This is a genomic window from Heyndrickxia coagulans 36D1 (assembly GCF_000169195.2).
GTDB lineage: Bacteria > Bacillota > Bacilli > Bacillales > Bacillaceae_C > Weizmannia > Weizmannia faecalis.
In genome coordinates, this window is record NC_016023.1 from 882,458 (window position 1) to 900,814 (window position 18,357).

17 protein-coding genes are annotated in these 18,357 nt (G+C 41.6%); 6 read left to right on the forward strand and 11 right to left on the reverse strand.

Annotation, left to right across the window (positions count from 1 at the left end; all coding sequences use genetic code 11):
- Nucleotides 1-245: 245 nt before the first annotated feature.
- From BCOA_RS21340 to BCOA_RS21365, 6 genes are all read right to left on the reverse strand, one after another.
- Complete coding sequence (locus tag BCOA_RS21340) at nucleotides 246-1,301, reverse strand: SIS domain-containing protein (RefSeq protein ID WP_014096184.1); 1,056 nt, start codon at nucleotides 1,299-1,301, stop codon at nucleotides 246-248.
- A 20-nt stretch (nucleotides 1,302-1,321) separates the two neighbouring features.
- Complete coding sequence (locus tag BCOA_RS21345) at nucleotides 1,322-2,128, reverse strand: PTS system mannose/fructose/sorbose family transporter subunit IID (protein WP_014096185.1); 807 nt, start codon at nucleotides 2,126-2,128, stop codon at nucleotides 1,322-1,324.
- Nucleotides 2,121-2,921, reverse strand: a complete 801-nt coding sequence (locus BCOA_RS21350) for a PTS mannose/fructose/sorbose/N-acetylgalactosamine transporter subunit IIC (RefSeq protein WP_014096186.1) — start codon at nucleotides 2,919-2,921, stop codon at nucleotides 2,121-2,123. The genes BCOA_RS21345 and BCOA_RS21350 overlap by 8 nt, the downstream gene beginning before the upstream one ends.
- 21 nt (nucleotides 2,922-2,942) lie before the next feature.
- Nucleotides 2,943-3,425: a PTS sugar transporter subunit IIB gene (locus BCOA_RS21355; RefSeq protein WP_014096187.1), complete on the reverse strand. Its 483-nt coding sequence runs from the start codon at nucleotides 3,423-3,425 to the stop codon at nucleotides 2,943-2,945.
- A complete protein-coding gene (locus tag BCOA_RS21360; protein WP_014096188.1) occupies nucleotides 3,403-3,843 on the reverse strand; it encodes a PTS sugar transporter subunit IIA in 441 nt (146 codons plus the stop codon). Before BCOA_RS21360 ends, BCOA_RS21355 begins: the two co-directional genes overlap by 23 nt.
- 131 nt (nucleotides 3,844-3,974) lie before the next feature.
- Nucleotides 3,975-4,598 carry a PRD domain-containing protein gene (locus BCOA_RS21365; RefSeq protein WP_014096189.1) on the reverse strand — a complete coding sequence of 208 codons (624 nt, stop codon included), beginning with the start codon at nucleotides 4,596-4,598 and terminating at the stop codon, nucleotides 3,975-3,977.
- 279 nt (nucleotides 4,599-4,877) lie between these two features.
- Between BCOA_RS21365 and BCOA_RS21370 the strand changes: the two genes are divergently transcribed.
- Genes BCOA_RS21370 through BCOA_RS21380 form a run of 3 tightly spaced genes read left to right on the forward strand, consistent with a single transcriptional unit; the run spans nucleotide 4,878 to nucleotide 7,530 of the window.
- A complete protein-coding gene (locus BCOA_RS21370; RefSeq protein WP_172653403.1) occupies nucleotides 4,878-5,342 on the forward strand; it encodes a DUF6431 domain-containing protein in 465 nt (154 codons plus the stop codon).
- 42 nt (nucleotides 5,343-5,384) lie between these two features.
- Nucleotides 5,385-6,737, forward strand: a complete 1,353-nt coding sequence (locus BCOA_RS21375) for a DDE-type integrase/transposase/recombinase (protein ID WP_014096191.1) — start codon at nucleotides 5,385-5,387, stop codon at nucleotides 6,735-6,737.
- Nucleotides 6,730-7,530, forward strand: coding sequence for an ExeA family protein (locus BCOA_RS21380; RefSeq protein WP_014096192.1), 801 nt, complete (start codon nucleotides 6,730-6,732; stop codon nucleotides 7,528-7,530). The genes BCOA_RS21375 and BCOA_RS21380 overlap by 8 nt, the downstream gene beginning before the upstream one ends.
- On the opposite strand, the gene BCOA_RS21385 is transcribed toward BCOA_RS21380, so the two are convergent.
- The 5 genes from BCOA_RS21385 to BCOA_RS21405 all read right to left on the reverse strand — a co-directional run bounded on the left by BCOA_RS21385 (nucleotide 7,491) and on the right by BCOA_RS21405 (nucleotide 15,809).
- Entirely contained in the window at nucleotides 7,491-9,797 is a 2,307-nt protein-coding gene (locus BCOA_RS21385) for a sigma-54-dependent transcriptional regulator (protein WP_014096193.1), read from the reverse strand. The genes BCOA_RS21380 and BCOA_RS21385 overlap by 40 nt on opposite strands.
- A 185-nt stretch (nucleotides 9,798-9,982) precedes the next feature.
- Nucleotides 9,983-11,344 (reverse strand): purine-cytosine permease family protein, encoded by a 1,362-nt coding sequence (locus BCOA_RS21390; RefSeq protein ID WP_014096194.1) that lies wholly within the window; start codon nucleotides 11,342-11,344, stop codon nucleotides 9,983-9,985.
- A 103-nt stretch (nucleotides 11,345-11,447) separates the two neighbouring features.
- Nucleotides 11,448-13,190, reverse strand: a complete 1,743-nt coding sequence (locus tag BCOA_RS21395; protein ID WP_014096195.1) for a hydantoinase B/oxoprolinase family protein — start codon at nucleotides 13,188-13,190, stop codon at nucleotides 11,448-11,450.
- Between the two features lies 1 nt (nucleotide 13,191).
- Nucleotides 13,192-15,222, reverse strand: a complete 2,031-nt coding sequence (locus BCOA_RS21400) for a hydantoinase/oxoprolinase family protein (RefSeq protein WP_014096196.1) — start codon at nucleotides 15,220-15,222, stop codon at nucleotides 13,192-13,194.
- A gap of 44 nt (nucleotides 15,223-15,266) precedes the next feature.
- Complete coding sequence (locus BCOA_RS21405; protein WP_014096197.1) at nucleotides 15,267-15,809, reverse strand: helix-turn-helix domain-containing protein; 543 nt, start codon at nucleotides 15,807-15,809, stop codon at nucleotides 15,267-15,269.
- Between the two features lie 362 nt (nucleotides 15,810-16,171).
- On the opposite strand from BCOA_RS21405, the gene BCOA_RS21410 reads away from it, so the two are divergent.
- The 3 genes from BCOA_RS21410 to agaB all read left to right on the forward strand — a co-directional run bounded on the left by BCOA_RS21410 (nucleotide 16,172) and on the right by agaB (nucleotide 18,348).
- Nucleotides 16,172-16,900: a GntR family transcriptional regulator gene (locus BCOA_RS21410; RefSeq protein WP_014096198.1), complete on the forward strand. Its 729-nt coding sequence runs from the start codon at nucleotides 16,172-16,174 to the stop codon at nucleotides 16,898-16,900.
- A 55-nt stretch (nucleotides 16,901-16,955) separates the two neighbouring features.
- Nucleotides 16,956-17,660: a glucosamine-6-phosphate deaminase gene (locus BCOA_RS21415; protein ID WP_014096199.1), complete on the forward strand. Its 705-nt coding sequence runs from the start codon at nucleotides 16,956-16,958 to the stop codon at nucleotides 17,658-17,660.
- Nucleotides 17,661-17,877: 217 nt separating this feature from the next.
- Nucleotides 17,878-18,348 (forward strand): PTS galactosamine transporter subunit IIB, encoded by a 471-nt coding sequence (agaB, locus tag BCOA_RS21420; protein WP_014096200.1) that lies wholly within the window; start codon nucleotides 17,878-17,880, stop codon nucleotides 18,346-18,348.
- The last annotated feature ends 9 nt before the right edge of the window (nucleotides 18,349-18,357 follow it).

The window sequence follows — 18,357 nt, forward strand, 5'->3', positions numbered from 1 at the left end:
GAATCTTTATTCCATTATAATTGAACAAGATGCAGTTGTCAGCCAATGAACTTATTTTTAGTCATTATACGTTCGGCCCCCAACCAACTTCATCACAACCTTATAAAGCGCTTACATTTTGGCTGTGATGAAGGTCCGAAACCATTAACCTTTGTGAAAAAAGCATGATGATCCTGCAGAACTTGAAATCAAAAAAATAGCGGCGTTATGCCGCTATTTTTTCCTAAAAGAACACCTTTCACAAATCACCGGTCCAGTTTCTTGCTCCCCAGTTTTCTATGGAAATCCTTGTCTTTTGGCGTACTTGGGTCGATCCCTTTTAACTGCGGGACATACGCACAGATCAGTTGAACCGGGATGATGTATTCATAAGTTTTATAGAATGGATGATTCAAAAAGTCTGCTTTTAAATCTTTTGGCGTTTCCCGCCCATTTTTGCCAATCACATAAATATGGTTTGTCCAATCAGATAATACATTGATCAAGGTCTCAACACGGCCTTCTTCTCCTGTATCGAGAATGATGATGGTGGAGTCTTCGTTAACAGCATTGTAAATACCATGAACGAATTCTTCAAATTCATAGCCGGTTACAGGAATACGCATGGTTTCCAGCAGTTTTAATGCACTTTCCAACGTATCGCCGTAAATTTCTTTTGTCCCGATCACGCGAATATCTTTTGCTGCAGCCAAGTTCTCACGGTTTTGAGACACCCATTGCAATGATTGTTCATAAATGGCAAGGAAATGGTCGGCATATGCCTCTAATTGGGTGATTTCAGCTGCATAGTCCTCCGCTGATATTCTTCCGTATGATTTCGCCAACTGTAATGCAAATAACGTAAGATTCAGTTTTGTACAGTAGAATCCCTTTGTTTTTGCGCCGGCCGTTTCTTCCCCGCAACGGACGGTTAAAATATAGTCCGAAATTTCGTCAATGAGGGCTCCCTCTGTGCCTGCCATTGAAGCAATGCTGCATCCTGCTTCCTTACCGGTTTTCATGGCATGGTATGTTGAATAACTGCTTCCTCCCTGTGAAATACCGATCAACAATGTTTTGGAAGCATCATCAAGAAATGTTTCCTTGTCAATTTGGAATGGGTAAAACACATCAACATAAATGCCCAGAAAATGCTGCATCAATTTTTTCGTCTGAGCAGCAGAATGGTAACTTGTCCCTGATCCTGTCACTACAATCCGGCTAAATTTTTCTTTTCGGACTTCCGCAAATAATTCGTCTGCCCCTTGAATAATTTCCTTCATTTTTACAGGTGTTTCTTTCATGTAATCTTCAATGTTCATGTTTTATCTTCCTTTCATATTTATAATATTTTAACCCAGTGAAGCAGGATGCCCGCTATCAGGATGCCGACTGTCAGCCATGTAATGCTCACTTTCTTTTTCATCAAATAATAAATTATAAATGTTACAAGAAGCGGCAACATATTGGGCAGGATTTTGTCCAATATATCCTGGATGACAACCTTCGCCCCATTTATATCGAATTTCAGGGGAGTCGTAACATTTAACATCGTTGCAACCATTCCGCCGACGACAACAAGACCGATCGTGGTGGTAATGGACATGATGCGGTCCATCAGCCCCTGCTTCTGGATTCTTTCCAGAGAATTTACGCCAACCTGGTATCCGAATTGCAGGCCGAAAATTTTTACTAAAAAGTTTGGAATGTTGTACAAAAGGAAAAACAAAATCGGCCCGAGAATATTTCCCTGTTGCGCAAAAGAGATGCCAATTCCGGCCGCGATGACCCTGAATGTGCCCCAAAACAGGGAATCACCTATACCAGCTAAAGGGCCCATTAACGATGCCTTGACCGCATTAATGGAAGTTTCGTCAAAATTCGGGTCATTGGCATTCTGCTCTTCCATCGCTGCGGAGATGCCCATGATTGCCGGAGCCACAACAGGGGTTGTATTAAACATTTCCAAGTGCCGCTTTAATGCTGATACCTGTTCATCATGATTCCGGTATAATTTCCGGATGACCGGGATCATGGCGTACGTATAACCTAAGTTCTGCATTCTTTCATAGTTAAAGGCCCCTTGCAAGGCAAACGATCTCCAAAAAACTTGACGGAGTTCTTTTTTGGTTATTTTGGCTTCACTCAAAGTCAATCTCTCCTTCCGTTAAGTTATCGAAGTCATTTGGGCCGGCCTGGGTGTTGCTGCTTTTTTCATCACGGTTCATCACAACATAGATAATAATGGCGAGACAAGTGCCAAATAGAGCAATCGCCGTAATATCCAATTTTAAATAAGAAGCCGCGAGAAAACCGAGGAAGAAAAAGACCACCATTTTTTTTGAGAACAACATATCCAATAACAATGCAAACCCGATTGCAGGCAGCAAATTCCCTGCAATGGTTAAACCATCCAAAATGGTTTTCGGCACCGCATTGATTAAGGCTGTTACCTCCTTTGCCCCCATCAGAATCGCCAGGAAGGTTGGAAGAAAAACACTTAAGAAAAACAGAATTGGCGGGACCCACATCATCAAAGTGACGCCGCGAAAGTTGGCATCTTCGGCATACTTATCGGCCTTGTGAAGGAAGTAACCGTTCATAATCCGTACCAGCACGCCAAGCGATTGTGCCAGTACTGCAATTGGAACCGCAAGTGCCAGTGCAACAGCTACGCCATGTCCCGACAAAATGGCAAATGCTGTGCCAAGCACACCGCCTGTGACGACATCCGGTGGCGTTGAGGCGCCGATGCCAGCAATTCCCATCCAAATCAACTCTAATTGCGCACCAATCATAATGCCGCTCTTTACATCGCCCAATACTAGGCCAACCAATAATCCTGTCACAAGCGGGCGTTCCAGCATCATGACTCCGAAAATACGCCCATCCAAGATTCCGATGCCGGCAACAATCCCCAACATTAATGCATCGATCAGCATCCAACCCAACCCCCAATCACATTAGTTTTTGAGCAAGTCACTCAATGTTTTCTTCTTGTCGCGTGGCAATAACCGGAATTCCAGTTCCACTCCGAGTTCCTGCATTTTCTTAAAGTTTTCCAAGTCCTGTTGATCTACTGCCACTAAATCTGTTAACTTAAGTTTTCCTTCTGAATAGCGCATTCCGCCGACATTGACCGAATGAATCGCCCCGCCGGAACCTTGGGCCAATGAAAGTGCATCTGCGGAGTTTTTGACCAAAACAAGTACTTTGCTTTTTTTTGCCTCGGCAAATTTCCGGACAATTTCGCCGGATTCCTCCACTCCGCGAATATACAGTTTGACTTGGTTCGGCTTTGCCAGATTCAGCGCCATCGCTTTCATTTGATCATTTTTGGCTTCATCATTTACAACCAGGATGACATTCACGCCTAATGATGATGTCCACCCATAAGCAACCTGGCCGTGAAGCAAACGGTCGTCAATTCTCACTAAAGAGATCATCGTTGGCACTTCCTTTCTGTGATGCTAACAACTGATTCAAATGCACGATTCCATCTTTTCCTGCCTGTAAGCCTTGAGAAATCAGATCTTCTGTACTGGTATCTTCACCAGCCAGCAGTACCGTCAAAGTCATGGGCAGGTTCACACCCGTCAGCAACTCAAAATTTTGCAGTTCCATCAGCAATTCCGTGCAGATGTTACAGACACTTCCACCAAACATATCCGTCAATACAATAAATTGATCCTCCTCCTTTTTGTTTTTTAATATCTTTCTTAATTCATCTTTCGCCGAATCGCCGGATTTATTTTTGGTCATTTGAAAATATGAAACATTTGAAGTATCTCCGACTATCAACGAAACAGCATCTATAAAAGATTTAGATAGATCTCCGTGTGTAGCAAATAAAAATTGTCTCATACAGCCAATCCCCATTTCAAAAGTTTTTCAATGATTTTTCTAATCTTTAAAAATGCAAAAAGCATGCCAACTTAGTGACATGCTTTTTGCATTGGTTTTCCAAATGCCCATAAACCTTTATAACAAAGGGTCTATCCATTCATAATATTGAATATATAACCGATTTCAGGAATGTTTAATTGCACACAATAATCATCCTCGAGCACACTAAGCGCACTTTTAATCGCATGAATCTCGCGAGTGTGCGCCTGTTCAAATAAGTCCTGGTCAGGATATTCCGTAATCGGGCTCAAGCGGATCAATCTTTCAACCATGCAGCTGATATGAACATAGAGTGCAATTTTTTTATCATTGGAAAAATTTCTGTTCATCTGTTTTTCAAGCTGGATGATACTCTTTTCAACATTCTTAATTAATTTTTCAGTATCCAGTATGGTTAAGGATTCAATCACTTTGTTCAGAGAAAAATTCAGGATAATATTGTCATTTACCCGTCGGATAATATCAGGCTCTGCGATTTTGCCAAATATACGAAAAACATCATTTTCGCCTTTGCCTGAAATAATATCTTCCAATGAAATAAAATTCACCCCATTAATCCCGGGATTGGCTGTCCCCACAATTGCCAGCACATCGTATAGTTGAAAAGGGGCTTCATTCATCCCATTCTTTTTAAGTCTGTCAAAGTCGTGGGCAACAATGTGCACTTCCAAAAAGTCCTTAATACTCTTCTCTAATAGTTTCTGAATTTGCATGGCAGTTCCAATTCTGTTTCTGACATCCAAAAATAACCGAAAGTTGACGGTATTGCCTGTCCGGAATTTGACGAGTATAATGTCCTCGTATTTATTCTTGAGAAAGGAAAAGGACATCCCCCATGATGTATAACTGTACCATCAGCTATACGGGGAATGTCCCACCAAAAATAACGATTATGGTTATTGTATCAGATTATAAGCTAATTGAAAATACTCAACTTGGTGTTTTTGGTTAGGGGTGCGGAAAAAGTACCTTCCCCTTGTTGTGGTAAACATATGAAGGTTATTGGGACAAGAGATCGAAAAGCCATTGATAGATCTGGAAAGAAGCATATTTATAATATCAGACGTTTACAATGTGAACAATGCGGAAAGATTCATCACGAACTTCCAGAATTTCTGGTGCCTTATAAAAGATATAAATCGGAATGTATTGAAACGGTTTTGACTAATCGTTCCAATCATGATATTCCGGCAGATGAATCAACACTTTATCGTTGGATAGACTGGTTTTATTTTTATGTAGAATACTGGATCCATTGCCTTGTTTCCATTAAACATCAGACCAAACAAGATGGGGACGACCTGAAAGTTTTGCCCGAAACTTCGGGGACCGCACTCCAAAGATTAGGGCGATTGGTGGGCAATGCCTCCGGATGGCTGGCGCGTGTTGTCCGACCCGTTGTAAATTTTTATTTATGGGTACATACCCGTTCTGCATTCTTGTCCGGCGGGGGTTGATTTACACTCATGGTAGATAAATAGGAAAGGAGTCTATCATGAATGGATCACAAGAAAGCAGATGAAATGGCAGCCCAAAGGTTTCAACTCATTTCTCCATTATTGGCGGATGGATTGGATGCCGGAAAAGCGAAGGAATTAAAGGAACAAATTTGTAAGGCCTCCGGCCTTTCTGAAAGGACTATCAGGCGTTATTTAACGCAGTTTCGAAAAGAAGGATTTTCAGGATTGAAGCCCAAAGGAAAGCAGTCCCAAACCAAGCCTGAGGCAGTCCCGCCACATATCATAGAACAGGCCATTCTACTTAGAAGAGAGGCCCCCAGCCGAAGTGTTTCACAAATCATACAGATACTTGAATGGGAAGGTCTTGCAGAACCCGGGCAAATCAAACGTTCAACCCTTCAGGAAAAGCTATCAGAGAGAGGATACAGTTCCAGGCAGATGAGGCTTTATTCGCAATCAGGAGTGGCAGCCAGAAGGTTTCAAAAAAGACATCGGAATCAGCTTTGGCAGTCTGATATCAAATATGGCCCGTATTTACCGATTGGCCCAAATGGTGCCAAGAAGCAGGTATACTTGGTCGCCATTATTGATGATGCGACGAGGTATGTTTTACACGGTGAATTTTATCCGACACTTGATTCCCGGATTGTGGAGGATGCTTTTCGACAAGCAGTGCAAAAATATGGTGCTCCCGAAGCCGTTTACTTTGATAATGGCAAACAATACAGGACGAAATGGATGGGGAGAACCTGTTCAAAACTTGGAACCCGGCTGGTTTACGCGAAGCCATTTTCGCCAGAAAGCAAAGGCAAGGTTGAAAAATTCAACCGGCTCATTGATTCTTTTCTGGGGGAAGTCTCACTAGAAAAGCCGAAGACATTAGAACGGTTAAATGAACTGTTTCAAGTCTGGCTGACAGAGTGTTATCAGGAGAAGCCGCATTCTGCGCTTGGGGAAAAGATAAGCCCAAGATCGGCATTTAGGAGTGACAGAAAAGCACTTCGTTTCATTGAGCCAGATACGTTGGCGGATGCATTCCTGCATTGCGAAACACGCAAGGTAGATAAATCCGGCTGTATCAGTTTCATGGATCAAAAATACGAAGTAGGCCTGGCATTTATTGGGCAGAAAGTCGAAGTTATCTATGATCCTGCGGATCTGGAGGAACTCACCATTGAGTTTGAAGGGTATTCGCCATGGAAAGCTCATAAACTTGAAATTGGTGAAAGGTCAGGGAAAAGGCCACCCCTTCCTGATCATCTTCAGCCACAGGAAGCCGATTCATCAAGATTATTAAAAGCTGCGGAACAAAAGTATCAGGAACGACAGATGGAACAAACACCAGCCGTCTCCTTCCGGGCTGTATGGAAGGAGGACGGTGAGAATGTTTGAAGCCTTCTACGGTATGACTCATACGCCTTTTTCACGGGATATTCCGACTGAAAAGCTTTATGATTCTCCTATGATGCAGGAAATACTGGGGCGGTTAAAATATACGGCTGAAAGGCAGTTATTCGCGGTTTTAACAGGCGATTGTGGGACTGGGAAAACGACGACTATCCGTAAATTTGTTGACCGGCTTGATGATGGACAATATAAAGTACTGTACTTGTCTGATTCCAAATTAACGCCTCGGCATTTTTACAAAGGGTTGTTGGAACAACTCGGGTGCGAGTCTAAATTTTATAGAGGCGATGCAAAACGGCAGCTTCATCGGGAAATTGAGCTTATGAGAGGAATTCATGGTGTTCAGCCGGTAGTGGTCGTGGACGAGGCCCATCTTCTTGATCGGGAAATGTTGGAGGAAGTCAGATTCCTGCTGAACTTCAAAATGGATGCCCAAAGCCCTATGAGCCTGATTCTTGTCGGACAAAGTGAATTATGGGACCGCCTGCGCCTCCAATCCTTCACAGCAATCCGCCAAAGGATTGATATTCAATTCAAACTGGGGCATTACGACAGAGCTCAATCTGCAGAATATATTGCCATGCATTTACAATATTCAGGAGTAACTGAGCAAATTTTCACAGATGTAGCTTTAGATGAAATCCATCGTTTTTCCGGGGGAGCCGCAAGGATCATCAACAAGATTTGTACCCACTGTCTACTTTACGGAGCACAAAACAGGCATCGAATCATTGACGATCATATGGTAAAACGTGTGATTGAAGGGGAACTTTCGTGAAATGACAATGATTTAAATTTAAGTATTAAACTCATAGGGGAAGCCACAATAAAGCGCAAACTGGCTTCCCCCTTAATTGACAACAATTCCGTCAATTTCTGGACAAATAACACCGTCAATTTCCTGCCATTTTGGGGCGCCAGTAACACAATTCCTGTAAAACATGAAGTAACAATGGCATATGCTTTTTTCTTTTTCGGATGGAGCAGGTTCACTTTCGGCCTTTCTAAAATTTGCATATGCTCCGCAATTTCATGAATGGTATTCCCTTTCATCAGGCAATGTCCCACTTCCAGCACAGGCATTGTCGTCACCTGGTCAATAAACAACAGTGGCCCATCTATATATTCCTGGATTTGATTTTGAATTTGATTCAACGATCCCATGTCAACAAAAATAATCAGGCCGTTGTTCGTCTCATTGATTTCGAGATAATGGCGCAACTTTTCAATAATATCATCTGTCGTTGCTTCGATCTCCATATCAAGTGAATCAAAAACATTCACACCCAATATTCTGTTGCACACATTTGCGATACTGCTGGCTGTTGCATAACCGTGTGCAATGACCATCGCTTTTATCCTGCTTTCATCATGGGAGATTTTCGTTGTTGAAAGAAACAACGTCATTATAATGATGTCCTCGTTGCCTAATTGAAACTCTATTCTGTTTTCAATAAACGTTTTAACCATCAAAACAATCTGATATTCCTTCTTGTAACGCTGCTTCACATCGTCCAGCAATTGTTCGGAAAGCACTTCATCCTGATGGTTTAAGGCGAGGAGCCCGGTTTTAAAAAACAAATAGGATGACAAAGCATACACATTGTTGCCTTCATACTTAATATGGTGATTCGTTTCCAAGTACCTGAAAAATTCCTGCATGGTCTGCAATGTGAATCCCATCATGATATTGATATTGTCATCTGGCCTGGTAAATATCAATTGATCCAGCAATACAGTGATATCCTCACACATTTTTTGATTGGCAACTTGTTCCTCAATATTTCCTTCTTTCACCTTTTGGTAATATTTTAAGCAATTCTTGAACGTATGTCTGATTTTATCAATCGCCAGCTCGTTCATTTCCCCGACGGATTGTTTACGCCCCGAAAAGAATATCACATTCCCTTCATTGGCTGTAAAATGGTGAAACAATTGCGGTACATTTTTTAGCATTTCTTTTGGAAGATCCTGCAGCGTGACCTTTATCTTGTCCGATCCTTTTGCTGCTTTGGCATAAGCACAACCACATGTGTACTTAATCATATTTTTGCATTCACCAATATTTCCCTCATAATGATATTTATTAAGTGCATCCAATGTCTGGTGGCTGACTTCAATCGGCAACTGAAAAAGCTGGCTCTCCTCCATAAAAAAATGTTCAATCAGCTGACTTTTTTCAAAGGGCCCCCTTTCATCTAGGCTGGGCACACTGACCTTTATCGGAATTCTGCGCAAAAACGTTTCAAGAAAACGGTTTGTTTTTTCAGTTGTCGCGAAAACGAGCCTTACTTTGGCTTTCCGTGCAATTTCCGTGTCCCCCAGCCGGTAAAAAGTCCCCTGATCCATAAAGGTAAAAAGTTTTTCCTGTCCCTCCCTATTCAACCGATGCGCCTCATCCAAAAATAGTATGCCTTCATCCGCCATCTCCAATAAACCGGCCTTGTCTTTATCCGCCCCTGTGTAGGCACCTTTTACATGGCCAAATAAATAACTGGTCAACAATTCCGGATTATTGGCATATTGTGCACAATTAAAAACGTAAAAAGGGGCGTCCTGTTTGATCCGTTTTTTTGCTTTCGTATATTCATACATTAACCGGGCCAAATAAGTTTTTCCAATACCGGTCGGGCCAAGCAACATGATCGGCAATCCGTTATCAGGATAAAAAATAGCTGTTTTCATTTGTTCCAATACTTCTTTTAGGCTTTTATCGTAACCAATTAACCTCCGGAAAATCATCTCAGCAGAGTCTTCCAGTATATATTCGCTTAATGCTTGAAAACTTTTGAACACGCTTCCTTTTAACTTTCCAAAATTTTTCTCAAAGGTACGTTTGTGGAGAAAATAAACCGGCCGGGTATTTATTTTAATCAATTCGCCTTCTTTAACTCCCTGATTTAAAATGCGGCTGATGGTCGTGCGCTTGGAAGAGAAAAATGCCGCGATTTCATTCGTTTCAAACGGGCTTAAATCCAAATCATCATGAAATGAAAAGTTTTCGGTTGCCTTTCTTAAATAATCGGTTACCTTTTCTTTCTTCATCAAGCACCCTCCTTACTTCGCTCAAAAAGACAGATCATTTTTAAAATCATTTTTCTTTAAAAATATCGTAACATAATTTTTTTGCTTTTTATACTGTTGTACATTGCAGTTTTATTGAGGCTGTTTTTCAAAGAAAAAAGGCACAATCTCTTCTCAACAGAGCGAGATTTGTACCTCTTTAAAATTTATAAAGTCGGAATATCACTTTGCGGTTCAGGCGTCTCAGGATTTTGACTGAATAATGACGACGTAAAATGGTCCGGTTTTACCGCCGCCTTTATTTTCATCGCAATCACATAAATGACCCCGGATGCGATTAAGGATTGCACAGCCGGTAACCCGAATGGATAAACATATTGCGTTAAATATCCAATCAATCCACCAATCACTAAAGCAATGGTTGCCATCCAGTTCCATCCTTTATTATCTTCCCATTGCTGCTTTCTTACGATGAAAAAGTCAGACATCATGACTCCGCCAATCGCAGGATAGACCAGGGCAGTCATATACAGGAAATCTGTAAAATAATCCAGTATCCCTGCCAGTGCAATGATGATCGCAATGATCGTTCCAATAAAAGTCAAAATAGCCCTGCCTTTTCCGGAATTAATATTTAACATATTTGCCAGCGCTAATCCCATACTGTAGTTATTTACAAGTTGGCTGGTCCATGTTGCCAGCCAAAGAATCAAAAAGCCCCAAAAAGGAAATCCCAACTTCATCATGACATTTACAATGTCGGCATTTCCAACGCCTACCGACATAATGGAACCTACAAAAAACAGAGGAAACCCGACTGCAATGATGCCCAATGGAATAAGAAAATTATCCTTCCAACTCGGTTTTGCATATCTTGTGTAATCTGAAGCAATGACCCATTGAGAAACATTGACGCCAATTACAAGGCTGACAGCTGCAAGAAAACCAATACTTGAATTTGCCGGGCTCCAGTTGATCATTTCATGCCAGCCGGTATTTCTCAATGCATAGAAGATACAGCCGACAACCAGCAATAGGCCGGCCGGTACCGCAATATAATCTGTCCACTTCATGGATGAGTAACCAATAATTGAGGGGATAGCAAAAATGAATCCCGCAATGACTGTAATCACTGCCCACATTCCCCAATCTTTTTCGTAATTTACATGAACCATCGCAGAAATGGCGTTTCCTGCGACCGCAGTCTGTAGTGCCCACCATCCTAACGAGACAATAAAAATGGTTAAACCAACGATAAAACGGGCCTGGACTGCTCCAAAACTGGATCGCGCAATGACAGAGGATGCCCTGCCTGTTTTTGCCCCTATATACCCTTGTATCGTGTTGCCAATCCACTGAAACAGGACAAGAGCAACAACCAAAATCCAAAATATTTTTCCTAAACTGTAGGAAGAGGTCAATTGGGCGCCAATCATCAAAACCGGGATGGTAAACTCCAACCCTCCAAAAATCATGGCTGGCGTAAGCCAATTTTGCCTTTGAGACAAGGGAACCGAGATCAATGCCTCATCAGTCGCAACAGATCCTTTGTTTTTTGTATCCTCCAATATAAATCCCCCTTTAAGTACCCGGTATATTAACGAGCAATCATTTCACTTTCATGATTGCTCGTTTTTCCCCTTCTGAATTTTCATGTTGGAAGCTTCAAAATCATTTACCAAATGCTTTTCGTGTTTCTGTTTCTTCATATTCAAAAGTAACCGGGTTTACACGGACACCAAAAACTTGCTCTGCTTCTTCGATGGAAATATATTCATTTTTTACATCCTGGATAACCTTCTGCGCCGGCCGTTTTAACGGGTTTCCATACCCGCCGCCGGTTGCAGTCATTAATTTTACAACATCATTTTTTTGCAATGGATATCTCGGATAGCAGCCAAATGGGCCATCAATATCACCATTTGCTTTTTCAACATAAAATTGGTTAACCGACCCGTTTTCTCCGCCATTCATCCCCCAAGGAGGCGTTATGTGCCTGCCGTAAGTAATCGTTGCTGTCTGGCCGTCCGAGAGCGCCCGGTAAGAACGAATGACGCCTCTCCCCCCGATATATTCTCCGGCTCCACCACCATCATTACGCAAACGGTATTCGTCAACAAGAACGCCATATCTTGTCTCAGCTACCTCCACCGGTACATTATAAGTTTCACCATCCCCAAGACAAAACTGGCCGCTGGCACCATCTGCCCCTTTGGCGGCACCCCATCCTCCAACTGAAGGCTCAACAATTAAAAATGGTTCTTTTGAATCGGGATGAATGCCAGAAAGCGTAACTGCGCAAACAGAAGTTAAATGGCCGGCCGATAACCTGTCAGGCAAATGCGGTGCGAGTGCCTTCCATATTAAGTCAGCCCCCATAATCATAGACTCAAAATAATTAGAAACCGGAACCGGCCTCTCTGCAGATAAGATAGATTTTTTGTCCGTAAGAATTTTTAAAGGACGAAACACACCGTCGTTAATATCCTGGGATGGATTGGTAACCGCCAGAAAAATGACCCTGACCGCAGAAGTTAATGCCGTTAACGAGCAGTTAACCGGCCCTGGAACTTGCGGATGGCTTCCTCTGAAGTCACAAATAAACTCATCGTCAGTAATCGTCACCTTTACTTTTACTTTAAAGGGGCCGTTCCCAATGCCGTCTGTATCAATGAGATCTTCAGCTTCAAAAGTCCCTTTCGGCAACTGGCTTAATTCGAGCCGGGATAGCTGCTCGCCATGGTCCAAGTAGTGCTCAATTGAAGCCAACACAGTCTCCTCGCCATGTTTTTGGCAAAGCTCCCTAACACGCCTTTCTCCGGTTTTCAAAGCCGCCACTTGTGCCCACATATCCCCCAGTGACAAGTCGGGAAAGCGCACATTTGATTCAATCATATCAACAACAGCCTGATTGACTCGTCCCTTTTCAAAAAGCTTTACACAAGGAAATTGCAAGCCCTCTTGAAAAATTTCAGTTGAATCATTTGTGAAGGAACCGGGATCCTTCCCGCCCACCTCGGTCCAGTGCGCTTTATTCGCAGAAAATGCAATGAGCTTATCGTTGTAAAAAATCGGCATGACGAGGCCGACATCGGATAAATGCGAACCCCCGCCCTTATAAGGATCGTTAATAATGATAATATCACCGGGGTTTAAATCCTGTTCTCCAAATTTATTTAACGTCTCCTTAACCATAAAGGTTAGCATGCCAATAAATCCGGTTGCTCCGTTTCCTTGTGTTAGAAGGTTGCCTTTCGCATCGGTTAAACCGCTGGCATAGTCAAGAACTTCGTATACAATCGGACTCATGGAAGTTCTTGCCAGCGCTATAAACATTTCATCCCCAATGGCAAGCAAAGAATCTTTTACAATTTCCAACGTAAATGGGTCAATTTTTTGGGATGTAGTGATCATGTTACTCCACTCCTATTTCAAGAATAAGGTTTCCATATTCATCGACAACCAGCGTTTGGCCTTCGTAAAGCACTGTGACAGAAGCCTTTTCTTCTATAATGGCCGGTCCCGTTACCGTCTTTAAAGTCGGCAGCTTATCCCGATCATAAATATCAGTTTGCACCCAACCCGTATCCTCAAAATAAACCGGGCGTACTTCTTTGATGGCATCTTTTACTTCACCATCACGATGTTCTTTTTCTAATTCAGGCTTCTCTACAATCCCCACTGCCGTCAGATGCAGATTCACAATTTCCGTTTCTGCATTTTCCAACTTGAAAGTATAGGTTTTTTCATGCAATTCATGAAAACTTTGAATGATGGTTTCCAAGGTTTCTTTATTCCAACGTCCATTCGGTACTGGCACTTTTACTGTATGCTCCTGCCCCAAATATCTCATGTCTAAAAATCTCGTAAACATGACAGAAGATTTCTTAACATCTTCATAAAGAAACTCATGATAAGCATTGTTTTCCAGGTTCTCCCATTCACGATTAATGACAGCCGGATCTAAATCAGTTAAGCGTGTAATGTAAGTTTGAATATAGTCATGCCTTAAATCCGTCATTAACATCCCCCATGCAGAAAAAACGGATGAAGCGACCGGAATAATGACTTTCTTTACCCCAAGCTCTTTTGCCAGGGCAGCAGCGTGCATAGATCCTCCTCCGCCAAAAGCAATTAATGAAAATTCCCGCGGATTATATCCTTTGCGTATAGAAATCAACTTTAAAGCATTGAGCATGTTAGAATTGGCAATTCGAATAATCCCGAGTGCTGCTTCTTCTGCACTGATATTAAAATAGTTTGCAATTTTAGTTTCAATCGCATCTTTGACCTTGTGCATATTTACAGTATAATCAAAATTCTTTGGTGAAAGTCTTCCGGTTAATAAATTTGCATCGGTCGTTGTTGGCTCTGTACCGCCCTGCCCGTAAGCAACAGGACCCGGCAAAGCACCAGCAGACTTAGGCCCTACTTTAAGAGATCCAGCATCATCTATCCAGGCGATCGATCCCCCGCCATTCCCGATTTCTACAATATCCACAACAGGCGTTTTAATTGGATAGCCGGCATGCCGGTCATCACGCTCAATATAATAGTCTGTTGAAACTTTTACTTCACCATTTTCGATCAGTGAACACTTTGCTGTAGTCCCACCAACATCAAATGCGATGATATTTTTTTCGCCCAGTATATTACCAAGGACAGCCGCCCCGAATATGCCTGCAACAGGGCCGGATTCTACAATATGGATGGGAATATTTTTGGCGTTTTCAAAAGTAGTCGTCCCGCCATTTGATTGCATAATATAGTTATTGCTTCTTTTTTGTTTTTCATCCAGTTTGTTCACATAAGAGGTCGCAATTGGTTTTACATATGCATTGAAAACAGCGGTATTTGTTCTTTCGTACTCCCGCCATTCCTTTGTGATTTCATGGGAAGCTGTTACAAATACTTCAGGCCATAATGCTTTAATATACGCCACCGTTTCTTGTTCGTGGACTGGATTCGCGTAAGAATGCAGAAAAGATACTGCAATGGCCTCAACTTTTTCTTTCTTAAAAAAATCTACAATCTCTTTGATTTCATTTTTATTAAGCGGTGTTAATTCTTCTCCCTTATAATTTAACCTCTCCTCTACTTCTTTTCTTAGATATCTCTCAACAAACGGCGTTGGTTTTTGATACCTTACATTATAAAGATCAGGCCTGTTCCCGCGCGCAATCTCTAATACATCTCTGAATCCCTTTGTCGTGATAAGGCCTGTCTTAGCTCCTTTCCTTTCTGTCAGTGCATTAATAATGACGGTTGTTCCATGAATGAATGTCTTGATGGCGTCCGGTTCTATTCCGGCTTGCTGTATAACGTCCATTACACCTTGTTCAAAATTTGGCGGCGTCGTATGGCTTTTTGCAATACCTAAATCCCCTCTGTCATTGACGTATACAAGATCTGTGAACGTACCCCCAATATCCGTTGCAACTTTCATAAAATATGAACGCTCCTTTCAAAGGTATATGAAATCTCCAATACTTAAAAAAGAACCGGAGTTAATACACTTATAAGAACTGTTTCCTCGCCTGTCGGATTTTCCCACTGGTGGGTTTTTTCAGAAGGAAAGTGAATGGATTCACCTGCCATAAGATGGTATTCATTGTTGTCAATTTTAAATATCACTTCACCTTTTAAAACATAATAAAACTCCTCGCCCATATGGCTGAATGTCTGATCATCTTTTTGAAACGGCTGCAGAGTGACAAGCATACACTCCAAATTCCGATTGTGAAAGTTTCCGCTTAACCGGATATATTTTGTTGCATTCCCTTCCACTGTAAAAGTTTTCTGGTTCTCCTTCTTTACGGCATAATGCGCTGTGATGGTCGGGTTGAAAAAGTACGAAATTTCCACGCCCAAGCTATCTGCAATTTTTTTTAGAGAAGTAATGGCAAGTGAAGATGTCCCTCTTTCAACTTGTGAAAGAAAACCAATGGTTAAATTAGTCTTTTCGCTTAATTGTTTTAGAGTCAGTCCTTTTTGTAACCTTAGCTCACGAATTTTTTTGTGAATTTCAATCATGATTATCCTCTCTGATCTGCAGATGTTTAGTGTGATTAAAAAAATGAAGTATAACTAAAATTATTTGTAGTCCATATTATCACAACAGATAAAAATGTCAATATATTTTATCTTTTTTGAACCAATATTTTTGTTCCCCATGTAAATGGTGCTGGCAAAAAGAACCGTACAGGTTTGCCGCAGTCATTTGGAAATCAGCATAATGAAGCGGGGCGAATTATTGAAATTGGATGGGCCGAAAGTAAGCTGCTTTTTGCCACTGCCAGCATTCTAATAAAAATCCATTGACTTTTCTGCAAGAAAGCGTTTTAATAAAGTTAGCCAGTTGTTATGACAACATAACAATAAAAGGAGAGAGGCGAATGCCAATTAATAAAAAAAGTTACGTGCCGCTGTATGCACAACTGTTGGATATTTTAATAGAACAAATGGACAGCGGAAAGTTGAAGGCGCATGATAAGCTCCCGACTGAAAAAGAATTGTGTGAACGTTATCAGGTAAGCCGGACGACTGTACGCCAGGCACTCGATGAATTGGAAAAGATGAAAAGAATCTACAAACAACAAGGAAAAGGAAGTTTTGTCGCTCCATTTGAAAATGAGGCGTCTAAAAATAAAGTCAACTTTATCAATGTCGTTGAAGCGATCAAAAAGATGGGAAGAAAACCTTCCACAATTGTTGCAGATTTCCAGATTAGAGATTTAATAGAAATAGACATTGCACGCGCCCTGGAATATAAAGTCGGGAAAAAAATATATGCGATCAAAAGGATCCGGTTGGCCGACCGGGACCCTGTTATGTTGGAAGAAACGTACTTGCCGGCAGACCGTTTTTCGGGACTTGAAAATGAGGATCTTGAGTCGGAAAGTCTGCACCATATTCTACAAAGAAACTACCATCTATTAAACATGTCCTTTAAACGGGAATTCCGTGCAGTGCTCCTGAATAAAGAACAGGCAAAAATGTTAAAAGCTGAAAAAGGAGATCCGGCGATGCAAATGATGACTCAAGGTCTCTCTGGCGGCTACCCTTTTGAGTTTACAAAAGCCATCGTGAAAGGTGAGCTTCCGCTGTACTTACTGGATACATAACTAAAGGAGGTGAGTTTTCTTAAACATTCTAACCTTGATGAGAGAGAGGATTGAGATGAAAATTAACATTGTAAAAAGCAAAAAAGACGTTGGGAAAGCGGCGGCTGAAGCCATTTTGGATTTATTAAAATCAGAACATGCAAATATCGGGCTTGCAACCGGCAACTCTCCAATAGAATGTTATGATACATTGGTCCAATACTTTTCCAAACATGAGCTGCCGAAGTATTGGCATTTCTTTAACATCGATGAATATGATCAAGTTCCAATTGACTTAGAAGGCACTTGCAATGCATACTTGCAGGAGCGTTTTTACGGACCATTAAATATTCCGGAAAATCAAATTCATCGTCTGTATGCAGAAACTTTTCCTTTCTTTGAACAAAACCTTCATAAGGCAGGTGGATTGGATCTTTGCATGCTCGGCATTGGAAAAAACGGCCACATTGCTTTTAACGAACCGGGCACGCCGTTTGGTTCAGTTACACACCGCATGGAATTAACAGAAGCATCCAAACAACAGCATGGAGATGAATTTGGTGGCGTGGGAAACGTCCCTTCCCACGGACTCACAATTGGGATGAAAACAATTATGAACAGCAGACGCATTTTACTCATCGCAAACGGCCCGGAAAAAGCTGAAATGATTCACAAAGCACTCACAGGGCCCGTAACGGAAAGTGTCCCTGCATCCATTTTGCAACTTCATCCGGCTCTTACCGTTGTCTTGGATGAAGCAGCTGCTTCCCGGTTCCAATAACGGGATAACTTGTCATGACAACATGACAAAAGATCGTTTAAAAAGCTTTGCCAATACCTGTAACAGCAAATGCTCTTTATCAATTTTACAGTTCTTCAAGTAAATAGCTTTATCGGCTATTTGGATAAAACAAAAGATAAAGCAATTTACTACCAGCTTCACCTTATAAAACTACTTGTCATGACAACATGATAAAACGACAAAGGAGAGAATAGAAATGGCCACACCAAATATTTTATTGACAAGAATTGATAATCGCCTCGTACACGGACAGGTTGGCGTAATTTGGACATCGAGTTTGGGTGCAAATCTTTTGATCGTTGCGGATGACGAAACTGCAAATGACCCGCTTCAGCAGGAATTAATGTCAGCCACTGCTGAATCTGCAGGCGTTTCGATTCGCTTTTTCACCTTGCAAAAAACGATCGATATTATTGGAAAAGCTTCACCACGCCAAAAAATTTTTATAGTTGTAAGAACACCGCAATCCGCAAGAAAGCTTGTCGAAGGCGGTGTGCCAATAAAAGAACTGAATATCGGCAATATGCACTTCTCACAAGGAAAGGATGAAATTACGAAAAAAGTATATATGGACGAACAGGACAAAGCAGATTTAAAAGCGATCCAGGCATTAGGTGTAAATGTTTATATTCAAGACGTCCCCGGTGAGAAAAAATACACCTTTTAAGGAGCTGCT